This window comes from Cognatishimia activa (assembly GCF_026016445.1).
GTDB classification, from domain to species: Bacteria; Pseudomonadota; Alphaproteobacteria; order Rhodobacterales; family Rhodobacteraceae; genus Cognatishimia; species Cognatishimia activa_B.
Genome location: NZ_CP096147.1, coordinates 568,765 through 591,184, shown reverse-complemented (window position 1 = coordinate 591,184; position 22,420 = coordinate 568,765). Strand labels below are relative to the sequence as shown.

Sequence of the window (22,420 nt, the reverse complement as noted above, 5' to 3'; positions counted from 1 at the left end):
CCAAAGGCCGACATGTGGTTCCGAAAGAAACACAAGTTTACGCGACACACCAGAGTTCCTTCGCCGATTTACGCATCTATGCCGTTTCTCGGGTTTTCATTTCAAAATGTTTCCTTTAGGAAACTTCCAAATTTCTCAAGTCGGAGTTCCGCACATGACCGCCCAAACCCGTGACGCCGGTTTTTTCACCGAGTCCCTTGCTTCTCGTGATCCTGAGCTCTTTGGCTCCATCACCGATGAACTCGGCCGCCAGCGCGACGAAATCGAGCTGATCGCTTCTGAAAACATCGTTTCTGCTGCTGTGATGGAAGCGCAGGGCTCCGTGATGACCAACAAATACGCGGAAGGCTACCCTGGTCGCCGCTATTATGGTGGTTGTCAGTATGTTGACGTCGCAGAAAACCTGGCAATCGACCGCGCCAAGCAGCTGTTTGGCTGTGAATTCGTGAACGTTCAGCCAAATTCCGGTTCTCAGGCAAACCAAGGTGCCTTCAATGCACTGATCAAGCCAGGCGACACCATCCTCGGTATGAACCTGGCATCCGGCGGTCACCTGACCCACGGTGCTGCGCCAAACCAATCCGGCAAATGGTTCAACGCGGTTCAGTACGGCGTGCGTAAGCAAGACCAGATGATCGATTATGACGAAGTTCAGGCGCTCGCGACTGAGCATCAGCCGAAGCTGATCATTGCCGGTGGTTCCGCGATCCCGCGCCAGATCGACTTTGCGAAGTTCCGCGAAATCGCTGATTCCGTTGGCGCCTTCCTGATGGTCGACATGGCCCACTTCGCAGGTCTGGTAGCCGCGGGCGAGCACCCTTCCCCATTCCCATATGCAGACGTTGCGACCACAACCACACACAAGACCCTGCGAGGTCCTCGTGGCGGTATGATCCTCACAAACAATGCTGACATCGCGAAGAAAGTGAACTCTGCGATCTTCCCAGGCATCCAGGGCGGCCCGCTGATGCACGTGATCGCGGCTAAAGCGGTTGCCTTCGGTGAAGCACTGCGTCCTGAGTTCAAGACGTACCAACAGCAAGTTCGCAAGAACGCCGTTGCGCTGTCTGATCAGCTGATGAAAGGCGGTCTGGACATCGTCACTGGCGGCACTGACACCCACGTCATGCTGGTCGACCTGCGTCCTAAAGGCGTGAAGGGCAACGCAACTGAGAAAGCTCTCGGCCGCGCGCACATCACAGCCAACAAAAACGGCATCCCGTTTGATCCAGAAAAGCCAATGGTGACCTCTGGTCTGCGTCTAGGCACCCCTGCGGGCACGACCCGCGGCTTCGGCGAAGCGGAATTCCGTCAGATTGCGGATTGGATTGTCGAAGTTGTCGAAGGGCTCGCGGCAAATGGCGAAGAGGGCAATGGCGAAGTTGAAGCGAAAGTGAAAGCCGAAGTCGCAGAGCTTTGCGCGCGCTTCCCACTTTACGACAACCTGTAAGAGCTCGTCTTTAGAATGTTGACCGTGTCCAAAGATTGGGCACGGTTTTTTTGTGCCCAATTCATGAATGACAAATTTCACGATGCCATCTCAGCCAGAAAACCTGAACCGAACCCGACAGTTGGAAAGACGTCTCGGCGACTGGATGCGCACACGCTTGCCGTTTGTCGTAGCCGAATTGGTGATGTTCATTCTGAAACAAGGCTGGGCCGCGATCTTCGGCGCGGCGCTCTTGATCGGCATTCTTATCAGCAGCCGCATCTGGCAAGACAGCTGGCCCGTTGCGCGCTATGATGCTCTGCTGGCTTACGCTCTGTTTTTGCAGGTGCTTTTTCTACTCACCGGCATGGAAAGCTGGCGCGAGGTGCGAGTCATCTTGCTGTTCCACCTGACCGGAACCATAATGGAAATCTTCAAGGTGTCAGCCGGTAGCTGGGCCTATCCCGGCGAGGCGATTTTCAAACTCTGGGATGTGCCGCTTTTTTCGGGCTTTATGTATGCCGCCGTCGGATCTTATATGGCACGGGTCATCCGCCTCTTTGATATGAAGTTCGCACCTTACCCTCCGTTTTGGGTGACACTTCTGCTCGCCGCTGCGATCTACGTGAATTTCTTTGCACATCACTTCATCTGGGATTCACGCTTGGTCCTATTTGCCGCCACGGTGTTGCTGTTCGCCAGAACGCGGATCTGGTTTGCAATCGGAGCACAACACTACTGGATGCCGCTTCCCGTTGCGGCGTTCCTTTCAAGCTTCTTTCTTTGGGTGGCAGAGAACATCGGCACCGTGACCAAGACATGGCTCTATTCTGGTCAGACCAGCGATCAAATGGTGAGCTTTGCAAAAATGGGGTCTTGGTATCTATTGCTCTATGTGAGTTTCGTGACGGTCACTCTGGTGTTTCGTGACGCGTTGCAAAGTGAACCGCTGCAGATCACACAAACCCACGCCACTTCAGCACAGCTACAAGAATGATCAGCAAAACAATCAAATTAAACGCCAGTCCACCCAACGTCCCTAAGATCGCCCCGACCCGCGCGTCCTTTCGGTCATAGGCTTCAATCGCCCTTAGCAAAGCGCGGTAGGGCGCTTTAAGAGGGCGCTCATCCATCTGAATGGCTATCTTTGGGTTCCGAGCTTGCGTCTGAGCTTCCACCAGGATGGCTGCGTTTTTATGTGCAGACTTTGGCAAACGACGGCCGATCTTCTTCATCGCACTCGCCAAGTCATCTGCTTGAATGCCAAACTGGCGATCAATCAGCTTCAGCAGTTGCTGAATATCCGCATCCAGTGTCTTGGCATCAATCACGTCGCATCCCTCCGCCATCAATCTATCACGCTGATGGGTTGCCCAACAGAGGTGCTGTGATAAAGCAAGGGCATGCTGAATATGATCTCTCATGGTGAACCAACCGACCTAAACCCTTTGCTGATCGTGCACGGGCTTTACGGCTCTGCCCGCAACTGGGGTGTCGTGGCCAAGAAGCTCTCTGCGGAGCGGCAGGTCTTTGCAGTCGATATGCGCAACCACGGTGTCTCAGACTGGCAGGACAGCCATAACTATCCGGATCTCGCAGGTGATCTTGCTGAGGTGCTGCAAGAGATCGGGCCAGCAGATGTGCTGGGGCACTCCATGGGCGGCAAGGCGTCTATGGTCACCGCACTTCAGCACACTGAGCTGGTGAAGCGTCTGATCGTGGCCGACATTGCGCCGGTGGCCTATGGGCACACGCAGCTGCCCTTCATTCACGCAATGAAGAAGGTGGACCTGAGCCTCGTTGAAAAACGCTCTGATGCCCTCGCGCAATTGGAAGCCGCAGGGGTGGATGACCCCACCCTTCGCTCTTTCTTCACGCAATCGCTGGATCTGAAGGAGAACAAATGGCGGCTCAATCTCGACGTACTCGAAGTTGAGATGCCAAAGATCATGGGTTTCCCAGAGGATATTTCTGGCGAATACCAGAACCCGACTTTGTTCCTGTCAGGCGCGAATTCAGACTATGTCCTGCCAGAACACCGCCCCGTGATCCGCCAGCTTTTCCCGAAGGCGAAATTCGTGAAAATGTCTGGCGCAGGCCATTGGCTGCATGCGGAAAAGCCCAACGAATTCATCGCAACGGTACGCGCTTGGCTCAATCGCTAAGCCAGCGCTGGCACCAAAGCTTTACCGCATGGCATAGAGTTTCTTACTGATCACCCAAGCGATCGGAAAGGAAATCAAATAGCCCAAGGCGGCCGTAATTAAGATTGGTTGCAGCGTATCCTGACCACTGACCAAGGCGGCAATGACGCCAACCCCCGCGAGGGTCGCACCGATGACAAAGTGCAAAGTGAAGGCGAGTCGAAACATATCTGACCTCTCATTAAAATCTTTGCGGCCACATTAGTTCACCCAGAAAATCCGTCTTTGATCTGGGTCAGGACGTTTCATTTTGTAGACAGGCAAAGAAAACCTCGCGGGCAATGTAAATTCACATACTATATGTAGTTGATTTTCATCCACGCAGCCTATATCCCTGCCTTACAGGTGCATAAAGACGCGGTATGCAGAACTGACGCACGGGGCTCGTTGATTTATCAACGAGCCACGTCTCAGTTTCTGGTGCTGCTAAAGCATAAAAAAACCGAGCCATGCTCGATGCGTTTCTGGAAACCTAAATTCCAAAATAGAAGAAGACGTCAGGTGCTCAGACGCGGTCCTCGCAGCATGGCCGAAGCCATAATCCCTGACGCCTTCCTAGAATGATCAGATAGCGGAGCTCCACACGGGAAAACCAATATCCTCTACATTCAAAATGCAAACGCTCTGTCGAGCCTTCGCACGCGGGATACGATCCAATGGGGCAGACCCCGAAGGGCAAACCATGGGAACGCTCCCCCCAAGTCGGTGTTCACACCATCGCCGAGCGAACCCGCCGACAGCCGTCTGATACAAGCGCATGGCATTTAGTCCGAAGACGTCAACCATGTGACCGGCATCAGAACCGACCCACACAAAGGTTTATGCGCTGCCTTCCCGCGAGGTGATCTCTGAAAGAGAACCCGTTGTTTCGGCCAGCGTCTTGGTTCGGTTGGTTTGCTGCGATTTGCACCGCCGCAATCCGTGCGAAGATGGGTCGTTGCCGTCCCTTCCCCGCGCCAGCCCCAAGAGGCCTTTGCGTCCCGCTTGAGAGTGTCTGATCTGATCTTGCGATCTCGTCGTTTGCTCTCTTGCGTTGGATTAACGTTGGCATTTGATCCTGCGACCTGACAAGAAAAATATTGAATGTTATGTCAATTTCTTGAGGGTAAGTTATTGGAAAGGCTTGTGGATTTCCTGTGGATAAGTCGAAATTTCGGAGTTTTGCGGCAGGCTTGCACGGTTGGGAAAGAAATTTCGAGAAAAGGGCAGATGCTGCATTGCGGCGTTTGCGAATGTATGGGGTGAAGTTGAGAATCGGGGTGTCGAGTGGGGTTTCACCCCACCATTTTGAACGCGAATGTTAGGGAATCGGTGGGGTGAAACCCCACCCTACGACCTCACAGTCGGCACCGCGCCCGCGCCTAGCCGCAATCCCACTCTCTCAATTGACCCCAGCGCCCAGCCCGGGGTGGGCGAGAAGCGCCCGCCGTTTTGCCGGAGGCAAACCTTCGGTTTGACGTGGGCGGCTCGGGCGCTGCCCATGCAAAGCATAAGCTAGTATCGGTAACTCAAGCGACATTTGAGCTTAGAAAAAAGATGTGATTAAACACAATTTTTAAAGAGATTAAGAAAAATGAACTGCCACGGTTATTGTTATACCTTTCCTTTTCCATTGATTTGCAAACAGCCGATGGGCCACTGGAAACCATTTTCGCGCAAGATCAACGGAATCAAAGTGAGTATATTTCCTCCATTCCTAAGCGGAACGACTGGGCGCCTTACGGCTGATTTTGATATCAACGCGTCTCCCGCATTCAAAATCAGGAACGTCAAAATTCCACAAGAAAACCTTGCTGTTCCGAGCTTTCGCACACTCCCACTGTGCTTTGAAAACCCGGCGACGAAGCAGCCAGATCAAAGCGAGACAAACTCTTTTCAAATTGAAATTGAGACCAACAGCGAAAACAAAGCGGATCGCATCAGAGATTGGTTGATACCCACTGCTATTCGCAATCTACGCCGCACTACCGGACAGTTTTGGATTGGACATCCTGCAATTTACTTTGAAGGCAGTTTACGTGCTCATTATGAGGTTTTGAACAAAAAGCTGAACCCCAATATCCACGCCTGCTCATCGATTCACTCCGGAAACCTTAGAATGCAGGTACTACTCTACGAAAACTGGCTGTCAGCTTGGATGCAAGCCAAAAAGGAATATGATACCGACGCATTCGATAATTTGCTGTATGCCGAACACCAACAAGCCAGCGGTGCAATATTTGACGCAATTTCGAACTGTGGACTCGCAATTGAAAAAACAAAATACGCGCTTTGGGAACAATTAAACAGAAAAAATCTGGTCACGAACTCCGAGGCAAAAGCAGCAAGAAATGATACTCAATTGCCGCATCGGTATTTTTCAGACTACTTACCTGAGACAGAAAACAGTATCGAATTCAGTCAAGCAGAACTAGACACAATAAAGACCGTCTGGATCGCTAGGGGACTGGTCGCCCACGGTAAAGAAACGAGTCTTGCTAAAGCCCTTGGGAAGAAGCCTGATCAAGAACGGGTAAACAATTGGATCAATACGCTTTTTGATATCGCCTATAGAGTGTATCAATTTTGAAAACTTGTCCTACTTAGGATGTTAAATGGATGATCCGATCTATAATCATCCATCTAAACGCAAGACCTACGGCCAACAAAACCAGATTGGGCACGCGATTGGCTGCGCCATTCGCTTTCGCCCACCCGCGCAAAAATGGACTAGTCGTCCATTTCTAGCGCGCTAATAAACGCTTCCTGCGGGATATCCACCTTACCAAACTGGCGCATCTTCTTTTTACCCGCCTTCTGCTTCTCCAGCAGTTTCTTCTTCCGAGTCGCGTCGCCGCCGTAACATTTCGCGGTCACGTCTTTGCGCAGCGCTGACAGCGTCTCGCGGGCAATTACCTTGCCGCCAATCGCCGCCTGGATCGGGATTTTGAACATGTGACGCGGGATCAGATCCTTGAGCTTTTCACACATCGCGCGACCGCGCATCTCTGCCCGGTCACGGTGCACCATGGTGGAAAGCGCATCCACCGGCTCGTCATTCACCAGGATCGCCATCTTCACGAGGTTATCCTCGCGATAGCCCGTCATCTGATAGTCAAAGGACGCATAGCCCTTGGTCACGGATTTCAAGCGATCGTAGAAGTCAAAGACCACCTCGTTCAGTGGCAAGTCATAGACCACCATCGCGCGGGTGCCGGCGTAGGTCAGGTCTTCCTGAATGCCGCGGCGGTCTTGGCAGAGTTTCAGCACGTCGCCGAGGTACTCATCCGGCACCAGAATGGTCGCCTTGATGCGCGGCTCTTCCAGGTGGTCGATTTTGGATGGGTCAGGCATGTCTGCCGGGTTGTGGAGCTCGATCATCTCCATTTCCTCGTCCTGCTTGGCCTTCATATAGATGTGGTAGATCACCGACGGCGCGGTGGTGATCAGCTCGATGTTATATTCGCGTTCGATCCGGTCGCGGATCACTTCGAGGTGCAGAAGGCCCAGGAAGCCGCAGCGGAAGCCGAAGCCAAGTGCTGCTGAGGTTTCCATTTCGAAAGAGAATGACGCGTCGTTCAGTGCGAGCTTTTCGATGGCATCGCGCAGGTCTTCAAATTCCGCGCTATCCACCGGGAAGAGGCCGCAGAAGACCACCGGCTGGGCGGGCTTAAAGCCCTGCAGAGCAACTTCGGTGCCATTGCGGTCGTTGGTGATCGTGTCACCCACACGCGTGTCGCGGACCTGTTTGATGGAGGCGGTCAGGAAGCCAATCTCGCCCGGGCCGAGTTCATCGACCATCTGCATTTCCGGGCGGAAGACGCCGACGCGATCTACAGAATGCAGCGTGTTGTTGGACATAAACTTAACGCGCTGACCCTTTTTCAGGGTGCCGTCCATGATGCGGACCAGAACGATCACGCCCAGATAGGCGTCATACCAAGAATCCACCAGCATCGCCTTCAGCGGCGCATCGCGGGTGCCTTCGGGGGCTGGGAGTTCATCGACGATGGCCTGCAGGGTTTCGCGGATGCCCTGCCCTGTTTTGGCAGAGACCTGCAACGCTCCGGTCGCGTCGATGCCAATGACGTCTTCGATCTGTTCCGCAACGCGGTCACAGTCCGACGCTGGCAGGTCAATCTTATTGAGAACCGGCACGATCTCATGATCTGCTTCGATGGCCTGATAGACGTTCGCCAAGGTCTGCGCTTCCACACCCTGGGTGCTGTCAACAACCAGCAGCGAGCCTTCGACGGCTTTCATCGAGCGGGAGACCTCATAGGCAAAGTCCACGTGGCCCGGGGTGTCGATGAGGTTCAAGACATAGGTCTCACCATCATCGGCTTTGAACTCGATCCGCACGGTGTTGGCTTTGATCGTAATCCCGCGCTCGCGTTCGATATCCATGCTGTCGAGCAGCTGTTCCTTCATGTCACGATCTTCCACCGTGCCCGTCTCTTGGATGAGGCGGTCAGCGAGGGTGGATTTCCCGTGGTCGATATGGGCGACGATGGAGAAATTGCGGATTTTCGAAAGCTCTGTCATGAAGGGGGATATGTATAGATTTTGGAATTTGGTCAATGGAAGATAAGGACATCGCGCACATTAAGTTGGCACGTGATCGACTGACTTGGGAGCACATTGCATTTGCATTTGCGCTTTCTGGACCTTATGGCGCTGCGCCAAAACCTGAGGCGTCTCAATTAAACGCAAAATCGACACTCAGCATACTGCGTTCATTGCTCACCACATGGGTTCTAACAGCAGACCCCGGATCGCTAAAAATCTTGGTTCGAACCAATCAAAGTTGCGTAGATCACCTATTAACAACTGTTGGTGATGACCCAGCTGTAAAAGGCGCATGGAGGACACTGCCTTCGACCGAAACGAACATAGACGGTTTGAACGTCAAAACGTCGAGCCGAATTGCTAGCGAAATGTTCTTCGGTATTGAAGGTGGCCTGAGCCATTTGCTCTCGTCAAGAACGCCGCTTCACATCAATCAAGGAACCAGCGAAATTTATGCATCTTCAGCACACAAAGTGAGCCGGTCGATGCTGGCTGGCCATCCCAAGCAACGCGACTTTAAATCTTGGCTTCAGGAATCAACCGACACGACTAGGAGCGCCAGCAGTTTTAATAGCAGTATCAGTTTTGGAATTTTAGATTTTCTGAAGAACGGTAGCGAATGGGCATTTTGGTTCGATTGGTATTCGCACATTCTAAAAGGCAATCCATTCTCACTGGAACTTCAGCTCCGCATTGCAAAAATCAGCGATGCTGACTGGCAACTAGGCCCTAACCATATTGCAAGCCGAATTGAAGAAATTCGCGCTCGATTTGAGTTGGAACAGCAGGTTACAAAACTAAAAGAGCAAATAGAGGACAGCGCACTCAGCGCAGCGCAATCTGTCAGACTTCACAACCAGCCCCCAGAGCCGGTTGAAGATGCAGTAGAATTCAAAAGAGAGATCATTCTCCTAAAAGCGCGTTTAGATGAACTTGAACAAGAAACAGTCAAAGAGGAACCGTCGAGTTCGAGGCTGACTGAACTTGCCAATTGGTTTTCAGATCAACTAACACGTCTTTGCGAATTTGGGTTGGACATCAGCAGCACATTCTTAAAGGAAGGCGCAAAGAAAGCTGGTGCCATGGGCGGCACAGCTTTGGTGGCGCATCTCTCTTCGCCCGAAGGACTTCCAGCATTGATTCAATCCATTCTAAAATACGCCAGCACCTTGCCGCCCGGTTAATTGGTGAGCTGAAAGCCCACCCTAAATCCCCAAAACACAAAGGATGGCGCCTGACCCTGGGTGGGTGCGAAGCGCCCTCCCCTTTGCCGGACGCAAACCTTCGGTTTGACGGGAGGGTCGGGCGCTGTCCGGCCTTCGGCCAGACGGGCGATTGCAATGGTGCGCCTGTAGGCTGGTCTTCAGCCCGGCATCAATGCCAGCGTAGTCACAGCCGGGCTGAAGCCCGGCCTACGCTTTTGTTAACAATCTCGCGGAGAGCCAGCTCAATCCCGCCATCAACGCAGCCGTTGCAAGGCAGAGCGGCAAACCTCCGACTTGATAGCTGACACCTGACAAGAGCGTTCCTAGCAAGCGCCCCGCGGCGTTGGACATGTAGTAAAAGCCAACGTCCATGGTGACACGCTCGTCGCTCGTGAAGGCGAGGATCAGGTAGCTGTGCACGGAACTGTTCACAGCGAAGATGAAGCCGAAGAGCAGGAGACCCGCAACGACAATGGGTGTCAGGAATGGGATTTGCGCGTAGACAGCAGCCGCGAGCGCTGCGGGAACCAAAGTTAACAGGCCGACCCAAAGAATGGCTGAGTTCACGATTTGCGAGGTGTCGTGCTCGGCGGCTTTCAGCAGTTTGGGAGCGAGGCCTTGCACGAGGCCATAAAGGATGATCCAAATCGCCATAAAGGTACCGATTGTAAAGAAAGCTGCACGGTTGCCCGCTTCACTGCCGTCGCTCAGGACGGCATAGAAATAGATCGGAATGCCCACCACGAACCAGACATCTCGCGCTCCGAAGAGGAACATGCGGGCAAGGCTGAGGCGGTTGATATTGCGGTCTTTGGACCAGACTTGGGAGAACTTGGCAGACTTTTTACCCTGCGGCAGGCCTGCGGGCATGAATATCACCGTGCCAATCAGGATAACGGTCAAAACAGCAGCCATGGCCCAAATGGCTGTGAGGAAACCGAAAACAGCCAGCAAACCCGCTCCGAGCAGAAACCCAAAGCCTTTCACGGCATTCTTTGACCCTGTCAAGATCGCCACCCAACGGAAGAGACCGCCCTGCCCTTTTGGCGCAAGCAGTTTCACTGCAGATTTGGCGGACATTTTAGAAAGGTCTTTAGCGACCCCCGAAAGTCCCTGCACGCACATGACAAAGATCACTGAGGCCGTGAGCCCCCAAGCCGGATCAAGCTGTGCTAATGCCAGCAAAGCAAGCACTTGCAAACTCAGGCCCGCATAAAGCGTCGAAGTCAGACCAAAACGCGCCGCAATCCAGCCTGCAGAGAGGTTGGTGACAACGCCCATCACTTCATAAAGGATGAAAAGATAGGCCAGTTGAACCGGCGAAAACCCCAGCGTGTGAAAGTGCAACAGCACCAGCATACGCAGAGCGCCATCCGTCAGCATGAAAGCCCAATAGGCCGCCGTGACCGTGATATAAGCCGCGAGGCCGTTTGATTTGTCCTGCGTGATCTCTGGCATAGTCCGATCCAACTTCGAAGTGAGCCCCGGCTGTTTAGCCGGGCCAGGATTCATAGGCTTTCCGCAACCATTTTGGTGATGTCCGCCAGGCGACAGCAGTACCCCCACTCGTTGTCATACCAAGCATAGATTTTCACCTGACGCTTGTTCACCACCATGGTTGATGGCGCATCGACGATGGTGGAACGGTCATCATTGGTGAAATCACAGCTCACCAGAGGACGCTCTTCATAGCCAAGGATGCCCGCCATTGCGCCTTGAGCCGCATCACTCATGGCTGCGTTCACTTCTTCAGCGGTCACATCTCGGCCGACGTCAAAAACAATGTCCGTCAGCGAGGCATTCAGCAGCGGCACACGCACTGCATGGCCATTGATCTTGCCTTCCAGTTCCGGGAAAATCTGTATGACAGCTTTCGCGGAGCCGGTGGTTGTCGGGATCAAAGAGTTCAGCGCAGAGCGCGCACGGCGCGGGTCCTTGTGGGCTTTGTCGACAATGGTTTGCGTGTTGGTTACGTCGTGGATGGTTGTGAAAGACGCTTGCTCGATCCCGAAGGTCTCTAGCATCACCTTTACCACCGGCGCGATGCAGTTTGTGGTGCAGCTGGCGGCGGTCACGATACGGTGGTCGTCATAGATGTCGTGGTTCACGCCATAGACTATGTTTGCTGCCCCCTCAATTTTCACCGGGGCGGAGACCACAACTTTCTTCACGCCTGCATCAAAGTAAGGCTGCAGGGTGTCTGAGGTTTTGAACTTGCCCGAACATTCGATCACCAGATCGATGCCCTCCAGTGCCAAGTCCTCCGGTTTCATCTCCTGTGTGAAACGCATGGATTGGCCGTTCAATGTTATGCTGTTTTCATCATGTGAGACGTCGCCATTCCAACGGCCATGCACGGTATCGAATTCAACCAGCAGCGCATGCGTGTTGATATCTCCAAAGGGATCGTTCAGCAGGACGATCTGATCTCCTAGCCCCATGTCAAACAGGCGACGCAAAACCAGTTTGCCCATACGTCCAAGGCCATTGATTGCGATTTTAGTCATGATTTCATTTCCTTGAGAGGGAAGATTAAGATGGGAACCAGCCACGCGTGCGATTGGCAAAAGCGACAAGAGACAGCATCACGGGGACTTCGACCAAAACGCCGACAACCGTTGCCAGAGCCGCGCCTGAACCAAGCCCAAAGAGACTGATGGCCACGGCAACGGCAAGTTCGAAGAAGTTCGATGTACCTATCAGGGCGCAAGGCGCAGCCACGTTAAATGGCACTTTCCACAGGCGCGCTGCCCCATAGGCCAGGAAGAAAATCCCATAGCTTTGAATAAGCAATGGAATCGCGATCAGCACGATGACCAATGGGCGGTCCAGAATGACCTGTGCCTGAAAACCAAAAAGCAGAACAACAGTCATCAAAAGGCCTATGATCGATGCTGGCTTCACCATACTTTGGAAAGCTTCAACCGCCTGTTCGCCCCCTTTGCGCACCAATAAATGGCGTGTGATCATGCCAGCCACGAGCGGCAGAGCCACATAGAGAACCACTGAAATCAATAGCGTGTCCCAAGGCACAGTGATGTCACTGACGCCAAGCAGTAATGCCACGATCGGTGCGAAAGCAAAGACCATCACCACGTCATTCACCGAGACTTGCACCAAGGTGTAGGTCGCATCGCCACGCGTCAGATTGGACCACACAAAGACCATCGCTGTACAGGGCGCCGCTCCGAGAAGAATGACCCCAGCGATATATGCCTGCGCGTCATCAGGCGGGATCAATCCGGCAAAGACATATTCAAAGAAAAAAACGCCCAAAGCCGCCATGGAGAACGGTTTGATCAACCAGTTAACCACCAAAGTGATGGCGATGCCTTTCGGGCGATCACCAATTTGTTTCAGTGCCGAGAAATCCACTCCTACCATCATCGGGTAGACCATGGCCCAAATCAGCAAAGCGACTGGTAAATTCACCGATGCAACTTCGATTGCGGCCAGGGCTGCAAAAAGCTGCGGCACAAGGCTTCCGAGGATCAATCCCGCAGTGATCGCCAGTGCGACCCAAACCGATAAGAGGCGTTCGAACGGGCCTAACCCACTATCCTCCGGGGAATAAGCGTGTTGCTCGGTGGTCATGAGGGGTCTCCGCAATTGTCAGTCTGGCATGTGATTTCTTCAATCAACGGACGGCATAGGTCCGGCTGGCCACCGCAGCAGTCCTGCAGGAGAAACCCCAAAAGGCCCTGCAACCCATTCATATCCGCGAAGTATCTGATGGCCCTGCCCTCCCGTTCATTGCGCAAGAGGCCTGCGTTCAAAAGCACCGCCAGGTTGGTCGACATGGTATTTTGCCTTGCCTCCAAAGCATCTGAGATCTCTCCAGCAAGGAGGCCTCGCTCGCCTGCTTGCACAAGTAATCGAAAAGCATCCAGTCGAGACGTTTGGCTTAGCGCGGCAAAGGCGCTGAGGGCAGCTGACTTATCCATATATCTGGAATTATTGATATATCGAACATAGATCAACCGTGTTTAGAGCGATAATCCGTGAAACTTTTGTGACAGACGCTCAAGGAGAGCCATTCAGCCCCAAATTAGCCGCCAAAGACATCCAGCGGCCGGTCATCCAGCATGGTTTCCATACTGAAGAGCCCCGTAACAACATCCAAATCGAAACCGGTTGTGATCTTACGATAAACAGTGTCGTACCCGGACATGCCGCGAGTAACGACTTTCAGCATATAGTCCCATTCCCCACCGATACGGTGCATTTCGGATACTTCCGGAATACGCGCCACGTGCTTACGAAACTCTTCTGCCCAATCTACGGAGTGGTTGCGGGTCCGGATCATGACGAAAACCGTCAGATCCAGACCCAGCTGCGCCGCATCTAAACGCGTACGCGCGCCCTGTATGAAACCCAATTCTTCCAGACGTTTTAATCGACGCCACAAAGCGTTCTGAGACAACCCGACTCGCTCCGCAATGTCTCGCTGAGACAGTGCGGCATCTCGCTGGATCACATCCAACACTCTGCGATCAATCTCGTCTGTTTTGTTCATTTTCTCTATCATATGACACATACAAAGGCATAACAACAGGTATTTTGATTAATTATTTCTAAATTTTCGGTGTCACAATTAGGATAAACCTAAGGACATTCCATGCTGCGCCTCACCTCTGCCCTTTCGAAATTTGAGATCAACCTCCACGATCTTGCCGACCCAATCGCAACCTTCCGCCAAAGCGTGATTGGCTCGGATGTGATGTTGGAAACAGAGGACGGCGCGAAGAAGATGATCTACGCCGACTACGTGGCTTCCGGCCGCGCTTTAAGGCAGGTGGAAGAGTTCGTTATGAATGAAGTTCTGCCCTTCTACGCAAACTCTCATACCGAACAGAGCTTCTGCGGTGCTCGCATGACACGCATGCGAGAGGAGGCTCGCGCGATTGTCGCTCGCCATTGCAATGCAAATGTAGACGAGCATGCCGTTATTTTCGGCGGCTCGGGTGCAACAACTGGGATTAATCAAGCCATTCATCTGTTTGGCGTTCATAACGCAGTTCGGGCAGGTGAACCGGTTACGGTATTTGTCGGCCCATATGAACATCACTCCAACCTACTCCCCTGGCGGGAATCCGGTGCGAAGCTCATTGAGATCCGCGAAGCAAAAGAAGGCGGCGCTGATCTGGAAGACCTGCAGCAGAAATTGGCGCAACATGCATCAACAGGCATAGTGATCGGTGCGTTTTCTGCGGCTTCCAATGTGACTGGGGTTTGCACCGACCCCGCCCCGGTCTCCCAGCTCATCAAATCTCACGGCGGCAGAATTCTTTGGGATTACGCAGGCGGCGCCCCTTATCTTGCTATGTCAATGAAGCCGAACGGTGTCGACATCGATGCAATCGTGTTTAGCCCCCACAAGTTTGTCGGTGGCCCCGCTGCATCTGGCGTCTTGGTCATTCGCCAAGATGCCGTGGTGACAACAATACCCAGCCGCCCTGGCGGAGGCACTGTGGTTTTTGTGAACGAAAACCAGCACGATTATGTTTCTCGCCTTGAACAGAGGGAGGAAGGTGGCACACCCGATGTCATCGGGGATATTCGCGCCGCTTTGGCCATACTGATTAAGGAGACGATTGGTCAGAAAAAGATTGACCAGATCAACTCAAAGATGAGCTCGATTGGCATGTCGCATTTCCAGAATTTGCCCCAAGCCAAACTTCTAGCAGAGGCCCGTGCAACTCGCCTTCCCATATTCTCATTTGTTCCACACGATCTAAGTGGAAATGCAATCGATTATAAAGAATTCACCATAGCGCTTTCTCAAAAGCAGGGGATTCAAGCGCGCGGGGGATGTAGTTGTGCTGGTCCTTATGTACATCAGCTCCTGGATATTGATGATCAGACATCCGCAATACTTCGCGCGGATTTGCTTCAAGGCGACGATCGCAAAAAGCCCGGCTTCGTGCGCTTCAACCTTAGTTATTTGATGGATGACGACACAATCGACGCAATTTTTGACGGTATAGCCAAGTGTCTGGAAGACAATTCACAACACTGCTGTGAATAAATCTGTTGATAAACTGTTAAATACTTACCTCATGACTATGAGCAGCTCCTTCCAATTCTTTGCTAATAAATGAGAAATCCAGTTTAACCTTTGTGGATGGCTCTGAGACCAGATTATCCACGAAAATCCTCTCCAACGGAGCTTACCGGTCAAGGGCGTGATTGCGACGAATAAAATTACGGTCTGAAACACGGCTTTTCGTCCTTATTCGCCCGTAAATCCCACTTCACTTAAGCCGCCCAAACACATGATATATAACAATAATACCATCCATGTTTTATTGAAATGCGTAGAAGCCTTCTAAGGTCCACCATTTTTTTCAAACCGGTTCAATTTAATCTTCAAACCGTCATCACGGACACCAATTAATAGAATGTTCTATATAGGCAACTCAACACACCCATAATGAATGTGAGGCCAAAGAATTGTGTCATTTAAACAATTCCAAATCCATATAGGCTTCGTACCTAAACGCTCTCACGTCGTTGAAAAGCACCAGATCCTGTAGCGATCAGCCGCCCTTGCCGGTCAGTTATGCGCCCATGAGCAAAAAAGGTTCGCTTCCCGCCGCCACTGACTTCTGCTTCCACAACAAGCAGATCGCCTTGAGCTGGGGCAATGAAATTTACATTCAGCGATAAGGTCAGAGCATAGCCTTTTCGTTCTGGATCTCCGGTATACACACCGGAGAACCCCATTGCGGTGTCCAGGATCGTGCAATAGTTCCCACCATGCGGAATCCCCATACGATTTAAGAGAAATGGCGCAATCAGCTGTTCTAAACGCGCATATCCCTCCTCCCAATGGGTGAGGCGATACCCCATATGCGTTTGGAACGCCGAATTTTCCTCAGAAAGCGCTGGATCAATTTCCTTTCGATTGACCATCAATTACTCCCCTCATAGTTGCGATCAACAACAGATGCACAATACTCGTTCGCCGCTGCACAGCGCCCTACCTTGGCGCTAAGCAATCTACACCCTAGTTTCAATCGGGAAAGGAGAGTGCCATGTCACTTAGACCTACTCTTGAAACGCGCCTTGCCAAACCAACAATTGAAGGGGCTGGCGTTCATCTACACCGCGCCTTTGGGTTTCAGGACCCAAGCGAGCTTGACCCGTTTTTGCTGTTTGATGATTTTCGCAATGATCGTCCTGAAGATTACGGTCAGGGATTTCCCTGGCACCCTCATCGCGGCATTGAGACAATCACCTATGTTCTGGCTGGCTCGGTTGAACACAGCGATAGCCTTGGGAACACAGGCAATTTGGAAGCGGGTGACATCCAATGGATGACTGCAGGGTCTGGCATTTTGCACCAAGAAATGCCGCAAGGAAATGCGAAGGGGCAGATGCATGGCTTCCAACTTTGGGCAAACCTGCCAGCGTCCTTGAAAATGACAACGCCCCGCTATCAGGATGTGAAAGGCTCCGACATCCCCGAGATCATCGATGATGATGGCACCAGAGTGAAAGTCATTATCGGCAGTTTCTGGGGGAAATCCGGTCCAGTGGATGGGATTGCAGCAGACCCGCAATATCTCGATATCTATGTCCCTCCCGGCGTAAAAAAGACCTTCCCGATCGACACCTATCGCCGCGCATTCGCCTATGTATTTGACGGCGCAGGCGCTTTCGCCGATGCGAGCGCGCCGTCTGGTGTGTTGCTTGAAAAAGAAGTGGCTGGGCAAGAGGTCAATATCCGTGACCTGAGCGGGAACCGCACCTTGATCCGTTTTGGGACCGGAGATGAAGTCACCGTGCAAGCCGGCCCCGAAGGCATTCGGTTTCTTCTGGTCTCCGGTGCCCCGATCCAAGAACCAGTGGCTTGGCACGGGCCAATTGTGATGAACACACAGGCCGAACTGCAGCAAGCCTTCAAGGAATTGCGTAATGGAACATTCATCCAGCCCGCGCACTAGAATAGGCGTCTAAGTCGTGACAGCCTTACGCGTCATGTCCCAATAGATCGCCTCAACCTCTTCGAGAGACAGTCTTCCTGTCTCTCGGAACCAGGTGTTCACACCGGTCAGCATCGCGATCAAAGCCATGGCCGCGATCTTTGTATCAGGCACTTGGAATTCACCAGCGGCGACACCATCCGCCAGAATTTTTTGCAGCTCATTTTCGTAAGCACGCCGCAGTTCTTCGATTACTACAAAGTTCTCTGGGCTTAGATTTCGCAATTCCATATAGGCGATGAAAACTTCATCACGCCGCACATGGTGATAGCGAATGTGAAACCGCGCAAATTGCTCCAACCGTTCAAGCGGAGATCCCGGCTTTTCCTCGGTCGCCCAGGCAGACACCAGGTTCTCCATGTGATCACGCATGAGCCCGAATAACAGGCTCTGCTTGTCCGGCGTGTAGTTATAGAGTGCGCCGACCTGCACACCGACCTCTTTTGCAATTTTCCGCATAGAAACAGCGGCATAGCCGTGCCGGGAAAACATTCGCAAAGCCGCATCCAAAATGCGGGGGCCGGTAATTTCAGAATGAGATCCAGATGTACGCGCCATCGCTCTGCCCTCGCCTAGGTATTATGACTTAATTTCATCGCTTTATATGAACAATCGTTCTTTTCCTATCGCATGTTTGCTGCCTGGTCAAAACATTGCGTTCATGCAGCCTTACAGCAATCGCGTGATTGCAGCCTTCGAATGAAAGCGCTACACGGCATGCCAACAATCGAGTCAAAGGAGATTGTGATGACAACCCCTCTGCGTCTGGGCATTGCTGGACTTGGCACCGTTGGTGTCGGCGTTGTGAAAATCATTCGCCAAAAAGCCAACCTTTTGGCTGCGCGCACCGGACGTCCTGTGGTTATCACCGCTGTATCGGCTCGTTCACGTGACAAAGATCGCGGCGTGAACCTCTCTGACTATGCTTGGGAAGACGATCCGGTTGCACTTGCGACACGCGATGATATCGACGTGTTTGTAGAGCTGATGGGCGGGCACGAGGGCTCTGCGAAAGATGCGACTGAAGCGGCCCTGGCTGCCGGCAAAGATGTGGTCACCGCCAACAAGGCGCTCTTGGCGATCCATGGTCAAGCACTCGCGGAAAAGGCGGAGGCCAATGGCTGTGTTATCCGCTTTGAAGCGGCCGTGGCAGGTGGCATCCCGGTTATCAAATCTCTGACCGAAGGTCTCGCGGCAAACCAAATTACACGCGTCATGGGCGTCATGAACGGTACTTGTAACTACATCCTGACACGCATGCAGGATGCAGGTCTGCCATATGAAGAGGTCTTCGCAGAAGCAGACGCTCTTGGGTATCTTGAGGCCGATCCTAACCTGGATGTGGGTGGCATCGATGCTGGCCACAAACTGTCCCTGCTCTCTTCCATCGCGTTTGGTACCAAAGTTGCCTTTGATGGGGTTGAGCTTGATGGCATCCAGCGGATTTCAATCGAAGACATCAAACAGGCCGAAGATCTGGGCTACCGGATCAAATTGCTCGGCGTGGCTCAGCTGACGGGACGCGGCCTAGAGCAACGCATGTCTCCATGTCTTGTTCCGGCAGACAGCCCATTGGGCCAGCTCAAAGGCGGCACCAATATGGTCGTGCTGGAAGGGGATGCGGTAGAACAAGTTGTTCTGCGAGGCCCCGGTGCGGGTGAAGGCCCAACGGCGAGTGCGGTCATGGGCGATATCTGCGATGTTGCGCGCGGTCTGCGTATTCCAACCTTTGGCGTACCGGCCAACGAGTTGACATTGGCCCAGCCTGCGACCTCCAATTCTCCTGCGCCTTATTATGTTCGCATGGCACTTTTGGATCGTCCGGGTGCTTTGGCGAAGCTCGCAACCGCCCTTGGGGATGCAGGTGTCAGCGTTGATCGCATGCGTCAGGGCCACCACGATGGATCGGAAGCGCCGATTTTGATCGTCACCCATAAGACCCAGCGCAGCGCACTGGAAACAGCCCTTTCGGCAATTAAACAATCCGGTGTCTTGGCAGGCGAACCTGTCGCCCTGCGTATTGAAACTGTCTGATTAGCGCGAATTCAGCACAGCGGCTTGTTCCAGGCAGCTGTGCCCGCTACACCTTGTTCCAGAAGTCATTAAAAGGACCAGACACATGAGCACCCAGCCCGAATTTCACGACCGCTTGTTGTCACTGGGCTTGGCCCGTGTTGCTGAACAGGCCGCTTTGGCCTCTGCCAACCTTGTTGGCCGCGGCGATGAAAAAGCCGCCGATCAGGCCGCCGTTAACGCAATGCGCGAGCAGCTGAACCTTCTTGATATTGCAGGTGTCGTTGTCATCGGTGAAGGTGAGCGCGACGAAGCACCGATGCTCTACATCGGCGAGGAAGTAGGTACAGGTAATGGTCCTGGCGTAGACATTGCGCTTGATCCGCTGGAAGGCACCACTCTGACCGCCAAAGATATGCCAAATGCCCTGACCGTGATCGCGATGGGTCCGCGTGGTTCCATGCTGCATGCACCGGACGTCTATATGGACAAGCTGGCAATTGGACCAGGCTTTCAGCAAGGCATCGTGACATTGGATATGCCGCCGGCGACGCGCGTTTCTGCTTTGGCAACGGCGAAAGGCTGCATGCCAAAAGACATCACTGTCTGTATTCTGGAACGTCCCCGCCATGAAGATATGATCGAAGAGGTGCGCAGCACCGGTGCGTCCATTCGATTGATCACAGACGGCGACGTTGCTGGCGTAATGCATTGTGCCGACAGCGCAACAACGGGCATCGACATGTACATGGGATCTGGCGGAGCGCCAGAGGGTGTCCTTGCTGCTGCTGCGCTAAAGTGCATGGGTGGCCAAATCTCAGGACGCTTGCTCTTCCGCAATGAAGATGAAAAAGCACGCGCACGCAAAGCGGGCATCGAAGATCTTGATCGCATCTACACGCGCGACGACATGGTCACAGCTGATGTGATCTTTGCGGCAACAGGCGTCACCGGTGGTTCTCTGCTACCACGCATCAAACGCGAACCCGGTTGGCTAGAGACAACCACACTCTTGATGCGCTCAAAATCTGGGTCGGTACGCCGCATGACATATCGCACCCCTGTGGATTCCATCAAAGCCGCCGAATGAGCGATTTTCTAAATGTTTCCAGCTCTTTGACGGGTCGCCGATGGGTGGGCCCGTCGATTGAGATCGATAGAAGCGCGGAAGCATTAGAGCAAAACACCACCCTGCCTCGCGCTCTTTGTCAGGTTCTGGCGCGGCGCGGGATTCCGGCCCATGAGGCGGAGAATTTTCTAGCCCCTGCCCTTCGTGATCTTCTGCCCGATCCAAGAAGTCTGAAGGATATGGAACGGGCCGCAACGCGTTTCCTTGAGGCCGTAAAGCACAAACAGAAAATCGCAGTATTTGCCGACTACGATGTTGATGGCGGTAGTTCTGCAGCGCTTTTGCTTGTCTGGCTTCGGGCTATGAACCTGTCAGCGACGCTTTATGTGCCCGACCGTATCGACGAAGGATACGGCCCCAATGAAACAGCGATGTCAGACCTTGCTGCGGCGCATGATCTGATCATTTGCGTGGACTGTGGCACGCTCTCACATGCCCCCATTGCGGCGGCAAGCGCAGCAGATGTGATCGTTCTGGATCACCACCTCGGCGGTGAAACCCTGCCTGACTGCCACGCTGTGGTGAACCCGAACCGCCAGGATGAAGACGGTGCTTTGGCCCATCTTTGCGCCGCGGCGGTGGTCTTCCTGATGCTGGTCGAAGCCAATCGCCAGATGCGCGGTGAAGGCGCGCAAGGGCCCGACTTGATGGCAATGCTTGATTTGGTGGCATTGGCGACTGTGGCTGACGTGGCTCCGCTTGTCGGTGTGAACCGAGCATTGGTGCGCCAGGGCCTCAAAGTTATGGCACGGCGTGAACGTCCGGGGCTTGTTGCCCTGGCAGATGTGTCACGCATGGATACAGCACCATCGAGCTATCACCTTGGCTTCTTGCTGGGACCGCGCGTAAATGCGGGTGGACGCATTGGACAAGCGGACCTCGGCGCGCGCTTGCTCGCGACTGCCGACCCACATGAAGCTTCCGCCTTGGCCGAGCGGCTAGATCATTTGAACACCGAACGGCGGGACATTGAATCAGCCGTGCGTGCGGCGGCTATGGAACAAGCTGAAGAACGCGGCCTTGATGCGCCAATCGTCTGGGCAGCGGCAGATGGCTGGCACCCCGGTGTTGTGGGCATTGTTGCGAGCCGCCTTAAGGAGGCAACCAACCGTCCGGCCATAGTGATCGGCTTTGACGGGGATGAAGGCAAAGGTTCTGGACGTTCGGTTTCTGGGATCGATCTTGGGGCATCTATCCAAAAACTCGCAGCCGAAGGGCTCTTGGTGAAAGGTGGTGGGCATAAGATGGCCGCGGGTCTCACGGTTATGCGTGATCAACTTGAACCTGCTATGGCACGGCTTGCCGAGCTGCTTAATAAACAAGGTGCCGGAGATATGGGCCCCGCAGACCTGAAACTGGATGGCATGCTGATGCCCGGTGCGGCCTCTTTGGATCTTATCAATCAACTGGAAGCCGCTGGTCCTTTTGGAGCGGGTGCCGCTGCGCCGCGCTTTGCCTTCCCAGAGGTCGAAATTCGCTTTGCCAAACGTATTGGGGATAGCCACCTAAAAGTGACGTTCAGCGATGGTTTAGCGGCCCGGCTCGAAGCGATCTGCTTTGGCGCCTATGACACCGCAATTGGCCCCGCTCTGGAAAATCATGGCGGGAAACGTTTCCACCTCGCTGGGCGGCTCGACATCAACACCTGGGGTGGTCGCCAGTCTGTTCAATTGCGACTGGAAGATGCGGCCCCGGCTTAAGAATACCTGTTGTCAGGGCTCAAATTCTCACCCACAGCAGCCATCTCACAAAAATTTAGACTTGCTGCAAATTTCCGCTTGCGCCGCCCAAGCGCTTTGCATAAATACCGCCTCACGCTTCGGCACGGCCCGTTCGTCTATCGGTTAGGACGCCAGGTTTTCAACCTGGAAAGAGGGGTTCGATTCCCCTACGGGCTGCCACCG

20 protein-coding genes and 1 tRNA gene are annotated in these 22,420 nt (G+C 53.4%); 11 read left to right on the top strand and 10 right to left on the bottom strand.

Features of this window, described 5'->3' with window-relative positions:
* Positions 1-154: 154 nt before the first annotated feature.
* Both glyA and M0D42_RS02875 read left to right on the top strand, forming a co-directional pair.
* Complete coding sequence (gene glyA, locus M0D42_RS02880; RefSeq protein ID WP_265020103.1) at positions 155-1,450, top strand: serine hydroxymethyltransferase; 1,296 nt, start codon at positions 155-157, stop codon at positions 1,448-1,450.
* Positions 1,451-1,532: 82 nt separating this feature from the next.
* A complete protein-coding gene (locus M0D42_RS02875; RefSeq protein ID WP_265020102.1) occupies positions 1,533-2,426 on the top strand; it encodes a DUF817 domain-containing protein in 894 nt (297 codons plus the stop codon).
* Here the strand turns inward: M0D42_RS02875 and M0D42_RS02870 are convergent.
* Positions 2,386-2,760 carry a hypothetical protein gene (locus M0D42_RS02870; RefSeq protein ID WP_265020101.1) on the bottom strand — a complete coding sequence of 125 codons (375 nt, stop codon included), beginning with the start codon at positions 2,758-2,760 and terminating at the stop codon, positions 2,386-2,388. The genes M0D42_RS02875 and M0D42_RS02870 overlap by 41 nt on opposite strands.
* Positions 2,761-2,832: 72 nt before the next feature.
* Here M0D42_RS02870 and M0D42_RS02865 point away from each other — a divergent pair, with 72 nt between their 5' ends.
* Positions 2,833-3,594 carry an alpha/beta fold hydrolase gene (locus tag M0D42_RS02865; protein ID WP_265020100.1) on the top strand — a complete coding sequence of 254 codons (762 nt, stop codon included), beginning with the start codon at positions 2,833-2,835 and terminating at the stop codon, positions 3,592-3,594.
* A 21-nt stretch (positions 3,595-3,615) separates the two neighbouring features.
* Here the strand turns inward: M0D42_RS02865 and M0D42_RS02860 are convergent, their stop codons facing one another.
* Positions 3,616-3,801 (bottom strand): CTP synthetase, encoded by a 186-nt coding sequence (locus tag M0D42_RS02860; RefSeq protein ID WP_265020099.1) that lies wholly within the window; start codon positions 3,799-3,801, stop codon positions 3,616-3,618.
* Between the two features lie 1,462 nt (positions 3,802-5,263).
* Between M0D42_RS02860 and M0D42_RS02855 the strand changes: the two genes are divergently transcribed.
* On the top strand, positions 5,264-6,202 hold the full coding sequence (locus M0D42_RS02855; protein ID WP_265020098.1) for a hypothetical protein: 939 nt from the start codon (positions 5,264-5,266) through the stop codon (positions 6,200-6,202).
* Between the two features lie 140 nt (positions 6,203-6,342).
* Here the strand turns inward: M0D42_RS02855 and lepA are convergent, their stop codons facing one another.
* Positions 6,343-8,157, bottom strand: a complete 1,815-nt coding sequence (lepA, locus tag M0D42_RS02850; protein WP_265020097.1) for a translation elongation factor 4 — start codon at positions 8,155-8,157, stop codon at positions 6,343-6,345.
* Between the two features lie 35 nt (positions 8,158-8,192).
* On the opposite strand from lepA, the gene M0D42_RS02845 reads away from it, so the two are divergent.
* Positions 8,193-9,365, top strand: a complete 1,173-nt coding sequence (locus tag M0D42_RS02845; RefSeq protein ID WP_265020096.1) for a hypothetical protein — start codon at positions 8,193-8,195, stop codon at positions 9,363-9,365.
* 228 nt (positions 9,366-9,593) lie between these two features.
* Here M0D42_RS02845 and arsJ read toward each other — a convergent pair whose 3' ends face one another.
* The 5 genes from arsJ to M0D42_RS02820 form a co-directional block, all read right to left on the bottom strand.
* Entirely contained in the window at positions 9,594-10,844 is a 1,251-nt protein-coding gene (gene arsJ, locus M0D42_RS02840; RefSeq protein ID WP_265020095.1) for an organoarsenical effux MFS transporter ArsJ, read from the bottom strand.
* Positions 10,845-10,894: 50 nt separating this feature from the next.
* Positions 10,895-11,893, bottom strand: a complete 999-nt coding sequence (locus M0D42_RS02835; RefSeq protein WP_265020094.1) for an ArsJ-associated glyceraldehyde-3-phosphate dehydrogenase — start codon at positions 11,891-11,893, stop codon at positions 10,895-10,897.
* Between the two features lie 25 nt (positions 11,894-11,918).
* Complete coding sequence (gene arsB / locus M0D42_RS02830; protein WP_265020093.1) at positions 11,919-12,980, bottom strand: ACR3 family arsenite efflux transporter; 1,062 nt, start codon at positions 12,978-12,980, stop codon at positions 11,919-11,921.
* Positions 12,977-13,330 carry an ArsR/SmtB family transcription factor gene (locus M0D42_RS02825; protein ID WP_265020092.1) on the bottom strand — a complete coding sequence of 118 codons (354 nt, stop codon included), beginning with the start codon at positions 13,328-13,330 and terminating at the stop codon, positions 12,977-12,979. The genes arsB and M0D42_RS02825 overlap by 4 nt, the downstream gene beginning before the upstream one ends.
* Positions 13,331-13,434: 104 nt before the next feature.
* Entirely contained in the window at positions 13,435-13,902 is a 468-nt protein-coding gene (locus M0D42_RS02820; RefSeq protein ID WP_265020091.1) for an Lrp/AsnC family transcriptional regulator, read from the bottom strand.
* 102 nt (positions 13,903-14,004) lie between these two features.
* On the opposite strand from M0D42_RS02820, the gene M0D42_RS02815 reads away from it, so the two are divergent.
* Positions 14,005-15,414, top strand: a complete 1,410-nt coding sequence (locus M0D42_RS02815) for an aminotransferase class V-fold PLP-dependent enzyme (RefSeq protein WP_265020090.1) — start codon at positions 14,005-14,007, stop codon at positions 15,412-15,414.
* Positions 15,415-15,881: 467 nt separating this feature from the next.
* Here the strand turns inward: M0D42_RS02815 and M0D42_RS02810 are convergent, their stop codons facing one another.
* A complete protein-coding gene (locus M0D42_RS02810; protein WP_265020089.1) occupies positions 15,882-16,301 on the bottom strand; it encodes a PaaI family thioesterase in 420 nt (139 codons plus the stop codon).
* 122 nt (positions 16,302-16,423) lie between these two features.
* Here M0D42_RS02810 and M0D42_RS02805 point away from each other — a divergent pair, with 122 nt between their 5' ends.
* Positions 16,424-17,335 carry a pirin family protein gene (locus tag M0D42_RS02805; protein WP_265020088.1) on the top strand — a complete coding sequence of 304 codons (912 nt, stop codon included), beginning with the start codon at positions 16,424-16,426 and terminating at the stop codon, positions 17,333-17,335.
* A gap of 9 nt (positions 17,336-17,344) precedes the next feature.
* Here M0D42_RS02805 and M0D42_RS02800 read toward each other — a convergent pair whose 3' ends face one another.
* A complete protein-coding gene (locus M0D42_RS02800; RefSeq protein WP_265020087.1) occupies positions 17,345-17,932 on the bottom strand; it encodes a TetR/AcrR family transcriptional regulator in 588 nt (195 codons plus the stop codon).
* A gap of 189 nt (positions 17,933-18,121) precedes the next feature.
* Between M0D42_RS02800 and M0D42_RS02795 the strand changes: the two genes are divergently transcribed.
* The 4 genes from M0D42_RS02795 (at position 18,122) to M0D42_RS02780 (ending at position 22,417) form a co-directional block, all read left to right on the top strand.
* Entirely contained in the window at positions 18,122-19,408 is a 1,287-nt protein-coding gene (locus M0D42_RS02795; RefSeq protein WP_265020086.1) for a homoserine dehydrogenase, read from the top strand.
* An 85-nt stretch (positions 19,409-19,493) separates the two neighbouring features.
* The gene (gene glpX / locus M0D42_RS02790; RefSeq protein WP_265020085.1) at positions 19,494-20,477 is read left to right on the top strand and encodes a class II fructose-bisphosphatase; all 984 of its coding nucleotides are present in this window, start codon (positions 19,494-19,496) and stop codon (positions 20,475-20,477) included.
* The gene (recJ, locus tag M0D42_RS02785) at positions 20,474-22,216 is read left to right on the top strand and encodes a single-stranded-DNA-specific exonuclease RecJ (RefSeq protein ID WP_265020084.1); all 1,743 of its coding nucleotides are present in this window, start codon (positions 20,474-20,476) and stop codon (positions 22,214-22,216) included. The genes glpX and recJ overlap by 4 nt, the downstream gene beginning before the upstream one ends.
* Positions 22,217-22,342: 126 nt before the next feature.
* Positions 22,343-22,417 (top strand) — tRNA-Glu (locus M0D42_RS02780).
* Positions 22,418-22,420 lie beyond the last annotated feature (3 nt).